16 protein-coding genes are annotated in these 17217 nt (G+C 69.2%); 13 read left to right on the top strand and 3 right to left on the bottom strand.

The features are described from left to right. Nucleotides 1-80 precede the first annotated feature (80 nt). The 8 genes from rsmD (at nucleotide 81) to G6045_RS30570 (ending at nucleotide 5884) form a co-directional block, all read left to right on the top strand. The gene (rsmD, locus tag G6045_RS30605) at nucleotides 81-725 is read left to right on the top strand and encodes a 16S rRNA (guanine(966)-N(2))-methyltransferase RsmD (protein ID WP_165335408.1); all 645 of its coding nucleotides are present in this window, start codon (nucleotides 81-83) and stop codon (nucleotides 723-725) included. Between the two features lie 35 nt (nucleotides 726-760). Beyond that, on the top strand, nucleotides 761-1243 hold the full coding sequence (coaD, locus tag G6045_RS30600; RefSeq protein ID WP_206344388.1) for a pantetheine-phosphate adenylyltransferase: 483 nt from the start codon (nucleotides 761-763) through the stop codon (nucleotides 1241-1243). A 106-nt stretch (nucleotides 1244-1349) separates the two neighbouring features. Then, on the top strand, nucleotides 1350-2465 hold the full coding sequence (locus G6045_RS30595; protein WP_165335406.1) for an ATP synthase subunit B family protein: 1116 nt from the start codon (nucleotides 1350-1352) through the stop codon (nucleotides 2463-2465). A 160-nt stretch (nucleotides 2466-2625) separates the two neighbouring features. After that, the gene (locus G6045_RS30590; protein ID WP_165335405.1) at nucleotides 2626-3303 is read left to right on the top strand and encodes a YceD family protein; all 678 of its coding nucleotides are present in this window, start codon (nucleotides 2626-2628) and stop codon (nucleotides 3301-3303) included. A gap of 2 nt (nucleotides 3304-3305) precedes the next feature. Further along, nucleotides 3306-3479: a 50S ribosomal protein L32 gene (gene rpmF, locus G6045_RS30585; protein ID WP_052579726.1), complete on the top strand. Its 174-nt coding sequence runs from the start codon at nucleotides 3306-3308 to the stop codon at nucleotides 3477-3479. A gap of 19 nt (nucleotides 3480-3498) precedes the next feature. Then, nucleotides 3499-4287: a ribonuclease III gene (rnc, locus tag G6045_RS30580; protein ID WP_165335404.1), complete on the top strand. Its 789-nt coding sequence runs from the start codon at nucleotides 3499-3501 to the stop codon at nucleotides 4285-4287. Between the two features lie 198 nt (nucleotides 4288-4485). Beyond that, entirely contained in the window at nucleotides 4486-5340 is an 855-nt protein-coding gene (gene mutM / locus G6045_RS30575) for a bifunctional DNA-formamidopyrimidine glycosylase/DNA-(apurinic or apyrimidinic site) lyase (protein WP_165335403.1), read from the top strand. Nucleotides 5341-5446: 106 nt separating this feature from the next. Beyond that, entirely contained in the window at nucleotides 5447-5884 is a 438-nt protein-coding gene (locus tag G6045_RS30570; RefSeq protein WP_165335402.1) for a DUF7144 family membrane protein, read from the top strand. 16 nt (nucleotides 5885-5900) lie between these two features. Here G6045_RS30570 and G6045_RS30565 read toward each other — a convergent pair whose 3' ends face one another. Next, entirely contained in the window at nucleotides 5901-6770 is an 870-nt protein-coding gene (locus tag G6045_RS30565) for a CAP domain-containing protein (protein WP_165335401.1), read from the bottom strand. Between the two features lie 148 nt (nucleotides 6771-6918). Between G6045_RS30565 and G6045_RS30560 the strand changes: the two genes are divergently transcribed. The 4 genes from G6045_RS30560 to G6045_RS30545 all read left to right on the top strand — a co-directional run bounded on the left by G6045_RS30560 (nucleotide 6919) and on the right by G6045_RS30545 (nucleotide 13018). Continuing rightward, nucleotides 6919-7200, top strand: coding sequence for an acylphosphatase (locus tag G6045_RS30560; protein WP_165335400.1), 282 nt, complete (start codon nucleotides 6919-6921; stop codon nucleotides 7198-7200). 381 nt (nucleotides 7201-7581) lie between these two features. Then, nucleotides 7582-7782, top strand: a complete 201-nt coding sequence (locus G6045_RS30555) for a hypothetical protein (RefSeq protein ID WP_165335399.1) — start codon at nucleotides 7582-7584, stop codon at nucleotides 7780-7782. Nucleotides 7783-7974: 192 nt separating this feature from the next. After that, on the top strand, nucleotides 7975-11529 hold the full coding sequence (gene smc / locus G6045_RS30550) for a chromosome segregation protein SMC (RefSeq protein ID WP_165335398.1): 3555 nt from the start codon (nucleotides 7975-7977) through the stop codon (nucleotides 11527-11529). An 82-nt stretch (nucleotides 11530-11611) separates the two neighbouring features. Next, nucleotides 11612-13018: a sugar porter family MFS transporter gene (locus G6045_RS30545; RefSeq protein WP_328707955.1), complete on the top strand. Its 1407-nt coding sequence runs from the start codon at nucleotides 11612-11614 to the stop codon at nucleotides 13016-13018. A gap of 37 nt (nucleotides 13019-13055) precedes the next feature. Here the strand turns inward: G6045_RS30545 and G6045_RS30540 are convergent, their stop codons facing one another. Together G6045_RS30540 and G6045_RS30535 are read right to left on the bottom strand one after the other, a co-directional pair. Further along, nucleotides 13056-14036, bottom strand: a complete 981-nt coding sequence (locus tag G6045_RS30540) for an LLM class flavin-dependent oxidoreductase (RefSeq protein ID WP_165335396.1) — start codon at nucleotides 14034-14036, stop codon at nucleotides 13056-13058. A gap of 156 nt (nucleotides 14037-14192) precedes the next feature. After that, complete coding sequence (locus G6045_RS30535; protein WP_165335395.1) at nucleotides 14193-15680, bottom strand: cytosine permease; 1488 nt, start codon at nucleotides 15678-15680, stop codon at nucleotides 14193-14195. A gap of 170 nt (nucleotides 15681-15850) precedes the next feature. Here G6045_RS30535 and ftsY point away from each other — a divergent pair, with 170 nt between their 5' ends. Beyond that, nucleotides 15851-17065 carry a signal recognition particle-docking protein FtsY gene (ftsY, locus tag G6045_RS30530; RefSeq protein ID WP_165335394.1) on the top strand — a complete coding sequence of 405 codons (1215 nt, stop codon included), beginning with the start codon at nucleotides 15851-15853 and terminating at the stop codon, nucleotides 17063-17065. Nucleotides 17066-17217: the final 152 nt, after the last annotated feature.

Here is a 17217-nt window from a genome sequence, read left to right as displayed (position 1 = left end):
CCTGCTCAGCACCCGCTGAGCTCCGCCATCCCCCGCCCCATATCGTGGACGCAACAGCCGCCGAGCCCAGAAGGACCCACATGACCCGCGTGATCGCCGGCAGCGCCCGCGGGCGCAGGATGGCCGTGCCGCCGGGCAACGGCACCCGCCCCACGTCCGACCGCGCCCGCGAGGGCCTCTTCTCGACGTGGCAGTCGCTCCTCGGCGGTTCGCTCGAGGGCGAGCGCGTGCTCGATCTGTACGGGGGCTCCGGCGCCGTCGGCCTGGAGGCGCTGTCCCGTGGCGCGGAGCACGCCCTGCTCGTCGAGGCGGACCCCAAGGCCGTCCGTACGATCCGCGAGAACGTGAAGTCGCTCGGCCTGCCCGGCGCCGAGGTCAGGGCGGGCAAGGCGGAGCAGATCGCCGCCGGACCGGCCCCTTCGGACCCGTACGGCATCGTCTTTCTCGACCCTCCGTACGCCGTCACGGACGACGATCTTCGCGAGATCCTGCTCACACTCGCCGCCCAGGGCTGGCTCGTGGACGATGCGCTCGTCACCGTGGAGCGCAGCACCAGAGGCGGCGAATTCGGCTGGCCGGACGGCTTCGTGGGCCTCAGGTCCCGGCGCTACGGCGAGGGCACGTTTTGGTACGGTCGCGCCGCCTCGACCAGCGAGGACACCCCGACGGACGAGGACGCCCCGACCGCCGAGGCCGTATCGACCACCGAAGACCTGCACTCATGACCGCCCGGTCCGGGCCGGAGAGCGAGGGACACCAGTTGCGCCGCGCCGTCTGTCCGGGGTCGTTCGACCCCATCACCAACGGACATCTCGACATCATCGCCCGCGCCTCCAAGCTGTACGACGTGGTGCATGTGGCCGTGATGATCAACAAGTCCAAGCAGGGCCTGTTCACCGTCGACGAGCGGATCGAGCTGATCCGCGAGGTCACCGCCGAGTTCGGCAACGTCGAGGTGGAGGCCTTCCACGGTCTGCTCGTCGACTTCTGCAAGCAGCGCGACATCCCGGCCATCGTGAAGGGCCTGCGCGCGGTCAGCGATTTCGACTACGAGCTGCAGATGGCCCAGATGAACAACGGCCTCTCGGGCGTGGAGACCCTCTTCGTCCCCACCAACCCCACCTACAGCTTCCTGTCCTCCTCGCTCGTCAAGGAGGTCGCGACCTGGGGCGGCGACGTGGCCCACCTCGTACCGCCGGTGGTTCACGAGGCACTGCGCGATCGCCTCACCAAGAACGACTGACCTCCGCGGAAGCTGACGGACCGTCACTTGGTGTCGCGGGCGCACCTCCTGGCCGTACAGTCGTGCCGTCCGTCTCCCAACAAGTTCTAGAGAGTGGCGAGCCACGGTGGACGTGCAGAAGAAGCTGGACGAGATCGTCGGGGCGGTCGAGGGCGCCAGATCGATGCCCATGTCGGCCTCGTGCGTGGTCAACCGCGCCGACCTGCTCGCGCTCCTGGAAGAGGTGCGCGGCGCGCTGCCCGGTTCGCTCGCCCAGGCCGAGCAGGTCATCGGCGGCAGTGAGCAGCTGGTCGAGCAGGCCCGGCAGGAAGCCGAGCGGATCGTGCAGTCGGCCCAGGCCGAGCGCGGTTCGCTGATCTCGGACACCGCGATCGCCCGGCAGTCCCAGGAGGAGGCCGAGCGGATCGTCGCGGCGGCCCGCCAGGAGGCCGAGGAGATCAAGGCGGAGGCCGACGAGTACGTCGACTCCAAGCTCGCCAACTTCGAGGTCGTCCTCACCAAGACCCTCGGCTCGGTCGGCCGCGGCCGCGAGAAGCTCCTCGGTACGGGCATGGGCCTGGACGCGCAGGGTTATGAGGACCCGGACTTCACCGAGGCCCCCGAGCGCAGCCACGACCCCGAGACCCAGCGCCAGCGGGCGGACGAGTACGTGGACGGCAAGCTCGGCGCTTTCGAGGCGGTCCTGGCCAAGACTCTGGAGGCGGTCGGCCGCGGCCGGCAGAAGCTCCAGGGCCGGATCGCCAGCGACGACCTCGGCCGCCTGGACTCCCTGCCGCAGCAGCAGACGACGGACGCGGACTTCCTCGCGGACATCGCCGAGCCGCAGGCCCCGCAGCAGCAGAGCCCCCAGCGCCAGGCCCCGCAGCAGCCGCCCGCCTTCCCGCAGCAGGACGCGTACCAGCAACAGCCCGATCCGTACGCGTACCAGCAGCAGCCGGACCAGCAGCCGGACCCGTACGCCTATCAACAGCAGGGCTACGACCAGAGCGGCTTCCCGACCGGCGGCGGCCAGGCCGACCCGTACGGCTACCAGCAGCCGGACCCGTATGCCTATCAGCAGCAGGGCTACGACCAGAGCGGCGGCTACGGCGAGAACAGTGGCTACCCGGCGGCGGACGACCAGCAGGCCGCGGCGCTCGACGAGACCAGCCTGTTCGACACCAGCATGATCAGCATCGATCAGCTGCGTCAGTACGAACAGGGGCGCGGCGGCCAGGGCTGACGCGGTCTGCCTCCGGACCGCGTGAGGCCCCGTAAACAGGGGCCTCGGGGACCGGATTGGGCCGAGAGCGAAAGGTCCAGTATCCTGGCTCTTCGGTCGCGCATACGCCCGCGATCACGGCTGCCCACTCGAAGTGTCGGCAGCCGCCTTCTCGACTTCCATGATTTCGAAAGCAGGAAAAGCCCTGAACGGCCGCCTCGACCATCGCAACCCTCTCGTGTTCGACACGCACGAGCTGGGGCGGCGTCCTGGTGCCATGCAGCGCGTTTCCCGCACCGTGGAGGCACCCGCCAAGGACGAGATCCTCGGCATCCAGGGTGTCATCGGAGTGCCCGCGGGCGCCCCGGTGGAGCTCGCGCTCCGCCTCGAATCGGTCATGGAAGGGGTGCTTGTCACAGGCACCGCCCGTGCACGGGCCGAGGGGGAGTGCGTAAGGTGTCTGGAGCCGGTCGAGCAGCAGCTCGATACGGACTTCCAGGAGATGTTCTCGTACCCCGACGCCGACGACCGGGGCCGCAAGCATGCGGAACCGGGCGACGACGCCGAGGACGACGAGGAGATCATCCCCCTCGAGGACGGACTTTTCGACCTCGAACCCGTGCTGCGTGATGCGGTGGTGCTCGCACTGCCGATGCAGCCGGTGTGCCGGGAGGACTGTGCAGGTCTTTGTTCCGAGTGCGGAATGAACCTGAACGACAATCCGGGCCACCACCATGACGTCGCCGACATTCGTTGGGCGGCATTGCAGGGACTCGCCGGTTCGCTCCAGAGCGGCGAGAAGGACGAGATGAGCGGCGCCGAAGCTGAAGCGGGCGTCGACGAGAAGCAGGAGAAGTAGCCGTGGCTGTTCCGAAGCGGAAGATGTCGCGCAGCAACACGCGCCACCGCCGGTCGCAGTGGAAGGCTGCGGTCCCCGTCCTGGTTTCGTGTGAGCGTTGCCAGGAGCCCAAGCTGCAGCACATTGCGTGCCCGTCTTGTGGCACCTACAACAAGCGCCAGGTCCTCGAGGTCTGAGCGGCTGGTGAGAGGCACGATGTCTGAACCGTCGAACAAAAAGCAGACGGAGAACACGGCCTCGTCCCACACGCTTCTGGAAGGGCGGCTCGGCTACAAGGTCGAGTCCGCCCTTCTGGTGCGTGCTCTGACCCACCGTTCCTACGCGTACGAGAACGGCGGTCTGCCGACGAACGAGCGGCTGGAGTTCCTCGGGGACTCCGTGCTCGGCCTCGTCGTCACGGACACGCTGTACCGAACCCACCCCGACCTGCCCGAAGGCCAGCTGGCCAAGTTGCGGGCCGCGGTGGTCAATTCGCGTGCGCTGGCGGAGGTGGGCCGTGGGCTCGACCTTGGCTCCTTCATCCGGCTCGGCCGTGGTGAAGAGGGCACGGGCGGCCGGGACAAGGCGTCCATCCTTGCCGACACCCTTGAAGCGGTGATCGGCGCGGTCTATCTCGATCAGGGTCTGGATACGGCTTCCGAGCTGGTCCACCGGCTTTTCGACCCGCTGATCGAGAAGTCCTCGTCCCTCGGTGCCGGCCTGGACTGGAAGACCAGTCTCCAGGAGCTCACCGCGACCGAAGGGCTCGGCGTACCCGAGTACCTGGTCTCGGAGACCGGCCCCGACCATGAGAAGACCTTCACAGCTGCCGCCCGCGTCGGAGGCGTCTCGTACGGCACCGGCACCGGCCGCAGCAAGAAGGAAGCGGAGCAGCAGGCCGCGGAGTCGGCTTGGCGGGCCATTCGTGCCGCTGCCGATGAGCGGCTCAAAGCCGAGACCGACGCGGCTGCGTCCGCGGAGGCCGATGCGGCCACCACCGCATAGGGCTGCTTTGCCGTACGACGGTCCGTCCCCGGTTTCGGGTGACGGGCCGTCGGCGTTTCCTGCGTTACGTCGCGACAGTCGACGCATCCGGCAGGCGTGCCGTATCCCGGGGGCCTGCGCCCACCCGTGCCGCCCTGCGGCACGACTGCCCGCAGGGGTGGGAACAGACTGCCCGCAGGGGTGGGGGAGAATTCATCCGTGCCTGAGTTGCCGGAAGTAGAAGTCGTACGTCGTGGGCTCGAGCGATGGGTCAGCGGGCGGGTCGTCACCGAGGTCGATGTGCTGCACCCCCGGGCCGTGCGGAGGCACTCCGCCGGTGGGCCGGACTTCGGGGCCCGGCTCAGGGGGCATCGCATCGGGCTCGCCCAGCGGCGGGGCAAGTATCTGTGGCTGCCGCTCGCGGACGCCTCGTACTCCGTGCTCGCCCACCTCGGGATGAGCGGGCAGCTGCTCGTCCAGCCGCAGGACGCTCCCGACGAGAAGCATCTGCGCATCCGCGTCGCCTTCGACGACGACCAGGGCACCGAGCTGCGCTTCGTCGACCAGCGCACCTTCGGCGGTCTGTCGCTGCACGAGAACACTGCCGACGGACTGCCGGACGTCATCGCGCATATCGCCCGCGACCCGCTCGACCCCGCCTTCGACGACGCGGCCTTCCACGAGGCGCTGCGCCGCAAGCGCACCACCATCAAGCGCGCGCTGCTCGACCAGTCCCTGATCAGCGGTGTCGGCAACATCTACGCCGACGAGGCGCTGTGGCGCTCGAAGCTCCACTACGAGCGCCCGACCGGGACCTTCACGCGCCCCCGCAGCGCCGAACTCCTCGGCCACGTCCGGGACGTGATGAACGCGGCGCTCGCCGTCGGCGGCACCAGCTTCGACAGCCTCTACGTGAATGTGAACGGGGAGTCCGGCTACTTCGAGCGCTCCCTGGACGCGTACGGCAGAGAGGACGAGCCCTGCCGCCGGTGCGCGACACCGATGCGTCGGCGCCCGTGGATGAACCGCTCCAGCTACTTCTGCCCCAGGTGCCAGCGACCACCGCGTCCGTAGCCCTGGGCTCAGGGTGCCGGTGGATTGCGGTCGTGCCACTGTGGAAGAAGGGTGAGCCGTTTCGCGCGTTCGGTTGACGCCTGGCTCTGCCCACTAGGAGGCCGACATGGCCCGTGACGCAGTTCCACCCGGAACGGGTGAGGTGAATCCACGGCCGTGGCACGCGGCCGCGTCGGGTACGACCGTCCTCGCAGCAGCACTGATGATCGTCGGTGGTGCGATGGCGGCCTGCGAAGGAATCGCCGCCCTCGCGGACGACGACCTGTTCGTCGTGACCCGCCACTACGTGTTCGAGTTCAGCCTGGCGGGCTGGGGCTGGGTGCACCTTCTCCTGGGCATCGCCCTGGTCGTCGCCGGGTGTGCGCTGTTCGGCGGGGCGCTGTGGGCGCGCTTCTTCGGCGTCTTCGTGGCAGGGCTCAGCGCCATTGCCAACTTCCTGTGGGTGCCGTACTACCCCCTGTGGGCCCTGACGCTGGTCGCCGTCAACCTCTTCATCGTCTGGGCTCTGTGCACGGGTATGCACAAAGAGGCCCACGCCGAATAGCCGACCTGCGGTCGGTTCAGAACCCGAAGTCCTGCGTCCACCAAGGGCCGCCCGAGCCGAAGTGGGCGCCGACGCCGAGGGTCTTGTACTCGCAGTTGAGGATGTTGGCGCGGTGACCCGGGCTCTTCATCCAGGAGTCCATCACCGACTGGGCGTTGGCCTGGCCGCGGGCTATGTTCTCGCCGCCGAGGTTCGCTATGCCGACCGCGTCCGCGCGGTCCCAGGGGGTGTCGCCGTCGGGGTCGGTGTGGTCGAAGAAGCCGCGGGCGGCCATGTCCGCGCTGAAGTCCGAGGCCAGTTCGGCCAGGTCCGCGTCGGCCTCGACCGGCTGGCAGCCGGCCTGTGCGCGCTCCTGGTTGACCAGGGTCAGGACCTGCGCCTCGGCGCCGGACTGCGTGTCCGGGGTGCTCGGGGCCGCGGGCTTCTCGGGAGCCTGGGTCTTCTCCTCGGCCGGCTTCTCCGGCTTGCCGCCGGAGTCCTTCTCGGACGAGCCGGAGTCCTCGGCCGTACGCGAGGGAGTCGGCGTCGGCTTCTCGGCGGACTTCGACGGGGTGGCCGAGGGCGAGGTGCGCTCCTCGTCCCGGCTGGCCTCGCTCGCCTGGCGCTCCGGCGTCTTCGATGTGCCGCCCTGCGACTGGACGTCGCCGGTGACATCGGCGGCCTGCACCTTGTCCGGTGCATCGTTGCCGAAGCGGTAGTTCTCGGTGCCCGGCAGCACGCCCGAGGCCACGGCCACGGCGCCCAGGGCGACGGCCGCGGAGACACCGAGCAGCCCCGTGCGTACGGGCTTCGCGGCGGCGCGCTTCCTGCGACGGTGCGATCCGCCGTTGCCAGTCGTCGCGCTGAGCTGCTGCTCATCGGCGCCGACGCGTCGGTGGCGTCCCATCTCCCGGCCTTCCCTGCTCTGACTCAGTGACTCAGTCTTGCGGTCAACGTGACTCACCCGAACGGGTGAGGCTCATCTTTCGCGACTGTACGCGATGACAGATGGGGGCGAAGTGCTCGATGAGGAATTGGCCGGTTAGCTTTCCCACATGAATGAGGAAGTACGCATGGTCGCCTGGGTGCGCGGGCGAGTTCAGGGAGTGGGTTTTCGCTGGTTCACCAGGGCGAAAGCACTGGAGATCGGCGGCCTGGTGGGATTCGCGCTCAATTTGGCCGACGGCCGTGTGCAGGTCGTGGCGGAGGGGACGCGGTCCGGGTGCGAGCAACTCTTGGACTGGCTGCAGAACGGCGACACACCCGGGAGGGTCGACGGAGTGACAGAGATCTGGGACACACCGCGGGGGATCTACGAGACGTTCGCGATCCGCTGAGGGTCTCGGCGCTCCGACCTGGAAGTCGGCCCGCAGCAGATGCCAGTGGCAACTGTGCGGGGCAGAAATGACCTGGTGGTTGCCAACAACAGCATGTCGTGCAAGGCTGCCCGATAACGAAGATCTCCGAGCCCCCAGGGCCCCGATGGAGAGCACCGCCAGAAGGTTCGAGGCGCTGTGCCCCCGGGTTTGCCCGCCAATACGGGGTGTGATCGTGTTGACCGTCAAACATTTTGGTGAGACGCTGGAAGCCCCGCGCACCCCTAGCTGTTTGGCATGTGAGAACGGCAGCACGACAAGCAGTGCCAGCCAGCCGCGGGTGCGATTCCCTCACGACCCACACCGCTTCGGTCGGTCACTCAGTGTGGAGGACCATCCATCATGGCAAAGGCGCTTCTCGGTTACGTCGGCGGTTCCGACCCGCGACTTCTCGCCGAGATGCGACGGCTCCAGCAGCGCGTCCAGGACCTGGAATCCGAGCTCGGACGGATCCAGGCCGAGAATGACGCGCTGACGGCTACTGCTGTCGCTTCCCACAGCGAGCTTCTCGACGTACCCCAGGCGGAGCCTGCGCTCACCTGATCTTCTTCGTCTGTTGCGAGACAGAGATCAGGCTGCCCATGTCAGCCGCTTGAACAAGAAATGCAAGGGACGCTTCGGCGTCCCTTTTTTCTCTTGATGGGTGCATTCCCCCGCCGTTGATGGGTGTATACCCCCGCCGTCCCCGCTGTATCCGCCGGTTCCCACGGTCCCCGCCCGGTAAAGTCCGTCGGCGTGCACCTCAAGGCCATGACCCTGCGCGGGTTCAAATCCTTCGCCTCGGCGACGACGCTCAAGTTCGAGCCGGGAATCACGTGTGTCGTGGGACCCAACGGCTCCGGCAAATCCAATGTGGTGGACGCGCTGAGCTGGGTCATGGGCGAACAAGGGGCCAAGTCGCTGCGCGGCGGCAAGATGGAGGACGTCATCTTCGCCGGCACCACCGGGCGTCCGCCGCTCGGCCGGGCCGAGGTGTCGCTGACCATCGACAATTCCGACGGGGCGCTGCCCATCGAGTACGCCGAGGTCACCATCACGCGGATCATGTTCCGCAACGGCGGCAGCGAATACCAGATCAATGGCGATACCTGCCGATTGCTGGATATCCAGGAGCTGTTGTCCGACTCCGGTATCGGCCGCGAGATGCATGTCATCGTCGGCCAGGGGCAGCTCGACTCCGTATTGCATGCCGATCCGATGGGGCGGCGCGCCTTTATCGAGGAGGCCGCGGGCGTCCTCAAGCACCGCAAGCGCAAGGAGAAGGCGCTGCGGAAGCTGGACGCGATGCAGGCCAATCTCGCGCGCGTGCAGGACCTCACGGACGAACTGCGGCGGCAGTTGAAGCCGCTCGGGCGGCAGGCCGCTGTGGCGCGCAGGGCCGCCGTGATCCAGGCCGATCTGCGCGATGCCCGGCTGCGGTTGCTCGCCGACGATCTCGTACGGCTGAAGGAAGCCCTCAACACGGAGATCGCCGACGAGGCCGAGCTGAAGCGGCGCAAGGAGTCCGCCGAGGCGGACCTCAAGGCGGCGCTCGCGCGCGAGGCCGACCTGGAGGACGAGGTACGGCGGCTGACGCCGCGGCTGCAGCGGGCGCAGCAGACCTGGTACGAGCTGTCGCAGCTGGCCGAGCGGGTGCGCGGCACGATCGGGCTCGCCGATGCCCGGGTGAAGAGCGCGACGTCGGCTCCCGTGGAGGAGCGGCGGGGGCGCGAACCCGAGGACATGGAGCGGGAGGCCGCGCGGATCCGCGAGCAGGAGGCCGAGCTGGAGGCCGCCCTCGAGGCGGCGCAGCGCGCGCTCGACGACACCGTGGCGCACCGGGCCGACCTCGAGCGGGAGCTGCAGGTCGAGGAGCGGCGGCTCAAGGACGTGGCGCGGGCCATCGCCGACCGCCGTGAGGGGCTCGCGCGGCTGACCGGGCAGGTCAACGCGGCCCGCAGCAGGGCGGCTTCGGCGCAGGCCGAGATCGACCGGCTCGCCCTTGCGCGGGACGAGGCCGACGAGCGGGCTCTCACGGCCCAGGAGGAGTACGAGCAGCTCAAGGCGGAGGTCGACGGGCTCGATGCCGATGACTCCGAACTCGGGGAACAGCACGACGCCGCCAAGCGGGCGCTGGCCGACGCGGAGGCCGCGCTGACCGCGGCCCGTGAGGCGGCGACCGCGGCCGAGCGGAAGCGGGCCGCCGTGGCCGCGCGGCGCGAGGCGCTGGCGATGGGGCTGCGGCGCAAGGACGGTACGGGCACGCTGCTCGCCGCGAAGGAACGGTTGACCGGGCTCCTGGGGCCGGCCTCCGAGCTGCTCGGCGTCGCCCCCGGCTACGAGGTCCCCGTCGCCGCGGCCCTGGGCGTCGCGGCGGATGCGATCGCCGTGTCCAACCCCGCGACCGCCGCCGAGGCGATCCGGCTGCTCCGCAAGCAGGACGCCGGGCGCGCGGCCATACTGCTCGGCGGCGGCCCCGACGACGTACGCGACGAGCAGCGGCAGGACGGACCGCCGTACGCGGCCGATCTCGTGCGCGGACCCGATGAGCTGCTGCCCGCCGTACGGCGCCTGCTGCGCGGGATCGTGGTCGTCGGGACCCTTGAGGACGCCGAGGATCTGGTCTACGCGCAGCCGGAGTTGACGGCGGTGACCGCCGAGGGCGATCTGCTCGGGGCGCACTTCGCGCAGGGTGGCTCGGCGGGTGCGCCGAGTCTGCTCGAAGTGCAGGCCTCCGTGGACGAGGCCGCGGCGGAGCTGGAGGAACTGGGCGTCCGCTGCGAGGAGTTGGCCGAGGCGCAGCATGCGGCGACCGAGCGGCGCCGTGAATGTGCCGCGCTTGTCGAGGAGTTGGGGGAGCGGCGTCGGGCCGCCGACCGCGAGAAGTCGACCGTGTCGCAGCAGCTCGGGCGGCTGGCGGGACAGGCGCGTGGCGCCGCCGGTGAGGCGGAGCGGTCCACGGCCGCGGCGGCCCGTGCCCAGGAGGCGCTGGACAAAGCGCTGATGGACGCCGAGGAGCTGGCCGAGCGGCTCGCTGTCGCTGAGGAGGCGCCGGTCGAGGAGGAGCCCGACACCTCCGTACGGGACCGTCTGTCGGCCGATGGTGCCAACGCGCGACAGACCGAGATGGAGGCCCGGCTTCAGGTGCGCACGCACGAGGAGCGGGTCAAGGGCCTGGCCGGACGGGCCGACGGGCTCGATCGGGCCGCGCGCGCCGAGCGCGAGGCCCGCGCAAGGGCCGAGCAGCGGCGCAGCCGGATGCGGTACGAGGCGAACGTCGCCGAGGCCGTCGCCTCGGGTGCGCGGCAGCTGCTCGCACACGTGGAGGTCTCCCTCGTACGGGCGCAGCAGGAGCGCGACGCCGCCGAGCGGGCCAAGGGCGAGCGGGAGCGGGAGCTGACCGCCGCGCGCGGGCAGGGCCGCGATCTCAAGGCGGAGCTGGACAAGCTGACGGACTCGGTGCACCGCGGCGAGGTGCTCGGTGCCGAGAAGCGGATGCGGATCGAGCAGCTGGAGGCGAAGGCCCTCGAGGAGCTGGGCGTGGAACCGGCCGGGCTCGTGGGGGAGTACGGGCCCGACCAGCTGGTGCCGCCCTCGCTGCCGGCCGAGGGCGAGGAGCTGCCGGAGGATCCCGAGCACCCGCGCAACACGCCGCGGCCGTTCGTACGGGCGGAGCAGGAGAAGCGGCTCAAGGCGGCCGAGCGGGCGTATCAGCAGCTCGGCAAGGTGAACCCGCTCGCGCTCGAGGAGTTCGCGGCCCTCGAGGAGCGGCACAAGTTCCTCAGTGAGCAGCTGGAGGACCTGAAGAAGACCCGCACCGACCTGTTGCAGGTCGTCAAGGAGGTCGACGAGCGGGTCGAGCAGGTCTTCACGGAGGCCTACCGGGACACGGCCCGCGAGTTCGAGGGCGTCTTCAGCCGGCTGTTCCCGGGCGGTGAGGGGCGGCTCATCCTGACAGACCCGGACAACATGCTCACCACCGGCGTGGACGTCGAGGCGCGGCCGCCGGGCAAGAAGGTCAAGCGGCTCTCGCTGCTCTCCGGCGGTGAGCGGTCGCTGACCGCCGTGGCCATGCTGGTGTCGATCTTCAAGGCCAGGCCGAGCCCGTTCTACGTGATGGACGAGGTCGAGGCGGCGCTCGACGACACCAACCTGCAGCGGCTGATCCGGATCATGCAGGAGCTCCAGGAGTCCTCGCAGCTGATCGTGATCACGCACCAGAAGCGCACGATGGAGGTCGCCGACGCGCTCTACGGCGTCTCCATGCAGGGCGACGGAGTGTCCAAGGTGATCAGCCAGCGGCTGCGCTGAGCATCGGCCGGGTGAGGTGCCCTGTGGCCTGATCTGCCCACCTCAAGTGGTGAGCGATCCCAAGGTATGCGCCACTGGACAGGTGACCAGCACACAGGCGCGTGAAGCCGCTCCGGACCATCTCGGCCATGTCATCTTCATCACGGCCGCCGCCGCGATGGGTGGTTTTCTTTTCGGCTACGACAGTTCCGTGATCAACGGTGCGGTCGAGGCCATCAGAGACCGCTTCGATGTCGGCTCGGAAGCCCTGGCGCAGGTGATCGCCGCCGCGCTGATCGGCTGTGCCATCGGCGCCGCGATCGCGGGCCGGCTCGCCGACCGGATCGGCCGTATCCGCACGATGCAGATCGCTGCCGTCCTGTTCACGGTGAGCGCCATCGGCTCGGCGCTGCCCTTCGCGCTGTGGGACCTCGCGATGTGGCGCGTGCTCGGCGGTGTGGCCATCGGCATGGCCTCCGTGATCGGCCCGGCGTACATCGCCGAGGTCTCGCCGCCCGCGTACCGCGGCCGGCTCGCCTCCTTCCAGCAGGCCGCCATCGTCATCGGCATCGCGATCTCGCAGCTGGTCAACTGGGGCATCCTGAACGCCGCCGGCGGTGACCAGCGCGGCAAGATCATGGGCCTCGAGGCCTGGCAGGTCATGCTCGGCGTGATGGTCGTCCCGGCCGTGCTCTACGGTCTGCTGTCCTTCGCGATCCCCGAGTCGCCGCGCTATCTGATCTCCGTCGGCAAGAGGGACAAGGCCAAGAAAGTGCTGCGGGAGGTCGAGGGCGACAAGATCGACCTGGACGCGCGCGCCGACGAAATCGAGTTGGCGATGCGCCGCGAGCACAAGTCGACCTTCCGCGACCTGATGGGCAAGCGGGGTTTCCTGCCGATCGTCTGGATCGGTATCGGACTCTCGGTCTTCCAGCAGCTGGTCGGCATCAACGTGATCTTCTACTACAGCAATGCGCTGTGGCAGTCGGTCGGCATTGACCCCGGGAGCTCGTTCTTCTACTCGTTCGAGACCTCGATCGTGAACATCATCGGTACGGTCATCGCGATGGTCCTGGTGGACCGGATCGGCCGTAAGCCGCTCGCCCTGATCGGTTCCGTGGGCATGGCGATCTCGCTCGGACTCGCCGCCTGGGCGTTCTCGTACAAGGAAGGCACCGGCGACGACATCACGCTGCCCGATCTGCAGGGCACCGTCGCGATCGTCGCCGCCAACTGCTTCGTGCTCTTCTTCGCCCTGTCCTGGGGTGTGGTCGTCTGGGTGCTGCTTGGCGAGATGTTCCCCAACAAGATCCGTGCCGCCGCGCTGGGTGTGGCCGCGGCCGCCCAGTGGATCGCCAACTGGGTGATCACGGTGACGTTCCCGACGCTGTCCGACTGGAACCTCTCGGGCGCGTACATGATCTACACCGCCTTCGCCCTGCTCTCGATCCCGTTCATCCTGAAATGGGTGCCGGAGACCAAGGGCAAGGCGCTGGAGGAGATGGGCTGACGCCCGGCCGGCGACGTGGCGTACGGCAGGTCGCCGGTCAGAGCTTGCAGTTCGGCAGGACCCGTTCGGTGAACAGGTGCAGGCTGCGCCAGCCCTCGTCGATCGGCATGCCGCCGCAGAGCGGGTGCAGGACCAGGTTGCCGAGCGAGGTGTCGGCGGCGGTGACGCACTCCTCGGGCGTGAGGATCCGGTAGACGCCCTCTTCGCGCAGTTCCTCGACCGTGCTCGCGCCGGAGCTGACCGCCGACTTGATGTCGCTGCTCTGCCAGGACTTGTACATCTGCGCCTCGTGCAGGAAGTGGTGCCCGTACTCGGCCCAGGTGCGGTCGGGGTCCTCCGAGATGTGCAGCAGCGGAGTCTCCTCGCCCGGCATCAGCATCCAGCCCTCGGTGCCGTACTCGGCGAGCTTCTCGTTGTAGTACGTCTCGAGTTCGGGCAGGTGCGCGCTCGGGAAGAAGGGCAGACCGAGCCGGGCCGCGCGCCGGGCGGCGGGCTTGGAGGAGCCGCCGACGACCAGCATCGGGTGCGGATCGGTGTACGGGCGCGGGGTGACGCGCACGGTGCGGCCCTCGTACTCGAAGGGCTCGCCGGTCCAGGCCTTGAGCAGGGTTTCGAGGAGATGGTCCTGGAGCTTGCCGCGCCGGCCCCACTCGACGCCGAACATCTCGTACTCCTCGGGCCGGTAGCCGATGCCCGCCACCGTCATCAGACGGCCCTTGCTCATCAGGTCGAGGACCGCGATCTCCTCGGCGATCCGCAGCGGATCGTGCAGCGGGCCGAGGATCGCGGAGATGGTGACGGCGATGTTCCGGGTCGCACCGAAGACGCCGGCCGCGAACGTGAACGGGGAGGGCAGCCAGTTGTTGTCCGTCCCGTGGTGCTCCTCGGTCTGGATCATGGTCATACCCGCGCCGTCCGCGAAACGGGCCATCTCCAGGGCGGCCGCATAGCGGTCGGCGAGCTGCGCGGGTGTGCCTTCGGGGTCGATGAGGTTGAAGCGTGCGACCGAGACGGGCATGTCGGGCGTCCCCTTTGTCGACAGTGGTCGGGTGGGGGCGCGGCGAACGCGAACGTCCCCCTTCGGGCCATGGTTCCGGCGAAGGGGGACGTTAGCTGACGTGACGTCAGATGGACAGGGGCGGGAGCTCGTCAGATGGGCAGGGCAGGGAGCTCGTCAGACGGACAGCGCCGGGACGCGCTCTTCCTCGGCGGCCTTGGAGGCGCCCTCGGTCACCGGCTCGGCGGCGGTCGCGGGCTTCGTCCGCGGCAGCACCGCGTACAGCGCGGCGGCCACGACGATGGTGACGGCCCAGCCGAGACCGTTCTGCCCGAGCCAGGTCGAGGACAGCGGACCCGCGAACCAGTCGACCTTGGTGAAGGCGAGACCGGTGAGCAGCGCCACGCCCCACGCGACCATCGCCTGCCAGGCGAAGCCGCCCTTGTACCAGTAGGCGCTGGTGCGCGTGGTGTCGAGCAGCGCCTTCGCGTCGTACGACGTACGGGTCAGCATGTCGACGCCGAAGACGCCGATCCAGGCGGAGAACGCGACCGCGAGCAGCGTCAGGAACGAGATGAACGAGCCGATGAAGCTCGTCGCTACGACCATGAGCAGGAAGCCGAAGACCAGGCTGATCACGGCGTTCACGGAGACCGCCCAGTGGCGCGGGACCTTGATGCCGAGGGTCTGGGCGGTGAAGCCGGCCGAGTACATCGACATCGAGTTGATCAGCAGCATGCCGACCAGGGCGATGAGCAGATACGGAACGGCGATCCACGTCGGAAGCAGGGTGCCGATGAAGGACACCGGGTCCTGCGCGTTGGCCAGGTCCGGGGTGCCGACCGCCATCACCGCGCCCATCAGGACCATCGGGAGCACGACGATGCCGGCGCCGCCGATCGTCGTGGAGACCATCTTCGGGGCGGAGGCCGTACGCGGCAGATAGCGCGTGAAGTCGGGGGCCGAGGGCACCCAGCTGATGCCGCCCGCGCCGATCATGCCGATGCCCGCGACGACCATCGCGGCCGAACCGGCGGGCTTGTCGAAGACGGCGGACCAGTCGGTGTTCGCGATCAGATAGACCAGAACGAGAACGCTGAAGGCGCCGAAGAGGTACGTGGACCACTTGCTGCACACGCGCAGGGCGTTGATCCCGAGGCCGGACACCACGAAGGTCAGTGCCACGAACAGGAGCAGGGTGACGACGATCAGCGCGGTGTTGGACTCGATGCCGAAGACCAGGTCGAGCACCGTCAGGATCGCGTACGCACCGGTGACCGCGTTGATGGTCTCCCAGCCCCAGCGGGCGACCCAGATCAGTGAGCCCGGGAAGAGGTTGCCGCGCTGGCCGAAGACCGCGCGCGAGAGGGCCATGCCCGGGGAGCCGCCGCGCTTGCCCGCGATCGAGATCAGTCCGACGATGCCGTACGAGACGATCGGCGCGACCGCGGCGACGATCAGGACCTGCCAGAAGTTCAGACCGTTGAAGACCACCAGGCCGGCGCCCATGGTCAGGAGCAGCACGCTGATATTGGCCGCGACCCAGGTCGGGAACAGCTCGCGTATCTTGCCGGTGCGCTCGTTGTCGGGGACCGGTTCGAGGCCCCGGGTCTCTATCGCGCTCTCGCTCTGCGGGGCGGCGGTGGCGCTCTTGGACGCGGACATGCACATGCTCCGTGGGGGGAGGGGGATGCCACAGCAACGTCGGGTGGCTGGGGTGGGGAGTCGTCCATCATCGTACATTCGCCCGAAAAAGACCGGATAGGGGCCTTGGTCCTTGGTGGGAACCTACAGGCAGCGACCTCGGGCGGTCCGTGGCTGATACTGGGTGGGTTATGGAAATCGTCATCCTTGCTGTAGTCATCGCCCTGGTCGCGGTCGGTGCGATCAGCGGGCTCGTGGTCAGCGGCCGCAAGAAGAAGCGGCTGCCGCCCTCGTCCCCGTCGACCACGCCGACCATCACCGCGCCCCCGGCCGAGCCGCATGTCGGCGAAGAGGCCGCGGAGCCGCGCGAAGAGCCGCGCCGCACGATCGAGGAGGTGGAGCTCCCCAAGGCCGAGGCCCCCGCCGAGGTGGCCGAGCCGGTCGTCGAGGAGCTCGAACCCACCCCGGAGATCGAGGTACCGGAGCCCACCGCCGGACGTCTCGTCCGGCTGCGCGCCCGGCTCGCCCGTTCCCAGAACTCGCTCGGCAAGGGGCTGCTCACGCTGCTCTCGCGCGAGCACCTCGACGACGACACCTGGGAGGAGATCGAGGACACCCTGCTCACCGCGGACGTCGGTGTCGCGCCCACTCAGGAGCTCGTCGACCGCCTGCGCGAGCGCGTGAAGGTGCTCGGCACCCGTACGCCCGAGGAGCTGCGCGCCCTGCTGCGCGAGGAGCTGCTCACGCTGGTCGGCCCCGATATGGACCGTGAGGTCCACACCCACAACGACCGGGAGACCCCGGGCATCGTGATGGTCGTCGGCGTCAACGGCACCGGCAAGACCACCACCACCGGCAAGCTGGCCCGCGTCCTGGTCGCCGACGGCAACACCGTCGTGCTCGGCGCCGCCGACACCTTCCGTGCCGCCGCCGCCGACCAGCTGCAGACCTGGGGCGAGCGCGTCGGTGCCTACACTGTGCGCGGGCCCGAGGGCGGTGACCCGGCCTCCGTCGCGTTCGACGCGGTCAAGGAGGGCAAGGAGATGGGAGTCGACGTGGTGCTCATCGACACCGCGGGGCGCCTGCACACCAAGACCGGCCTCATGGACGAGCTCGGCAAGGTCAAGCGCGTCGTCGAGAAGCACGCTCCGCTGGACGAGGTGCTGCTCGTGCTCGACGCCACCACCGGCCAGAACGGTCTGGTCCAGGCCCGCGTCTTCGCCGAGGTCGTGGACATCACCGGCATCGCGCTCACCAAGCTGGACGGCACCGCCAAGGGCGGCATCGTGGTCGCGGTGCAGCGCGAACTCGGCGTCCCGGTCAAGCTCGTGGGCCTCGGTGAGGGCCCGGACGACCTGGCCCCGTTCGAGCCCGAGGCATTCGTCGACGCCTTGATCGGTGACTAGCCCCCGCCCCCGTACGCACGGAAGGGCCCCTCCCAACCGGGAGCGGGCCCTTCCGCGCGTACGGGGGACCTATTGTCGCGCGCAAACCGGACATACGGCCTGCACCCGTAGACAGATGGTCCCCGACTCACTTGCCGCCCCCACCACCCAGC

Source organism: Streptomyces mesophilus, assembly GCF_011044995.1.
Taxonomy (GTDB): Bacteria; Actinomycetota; Actinomycetes; order Streptomycetales; family Streptomycetaceae; genus Streptomyces; species Streptomyces mesophilus.
This window is presented reverse-complemented; position numbering and strand designations above follow the sequence as displayed.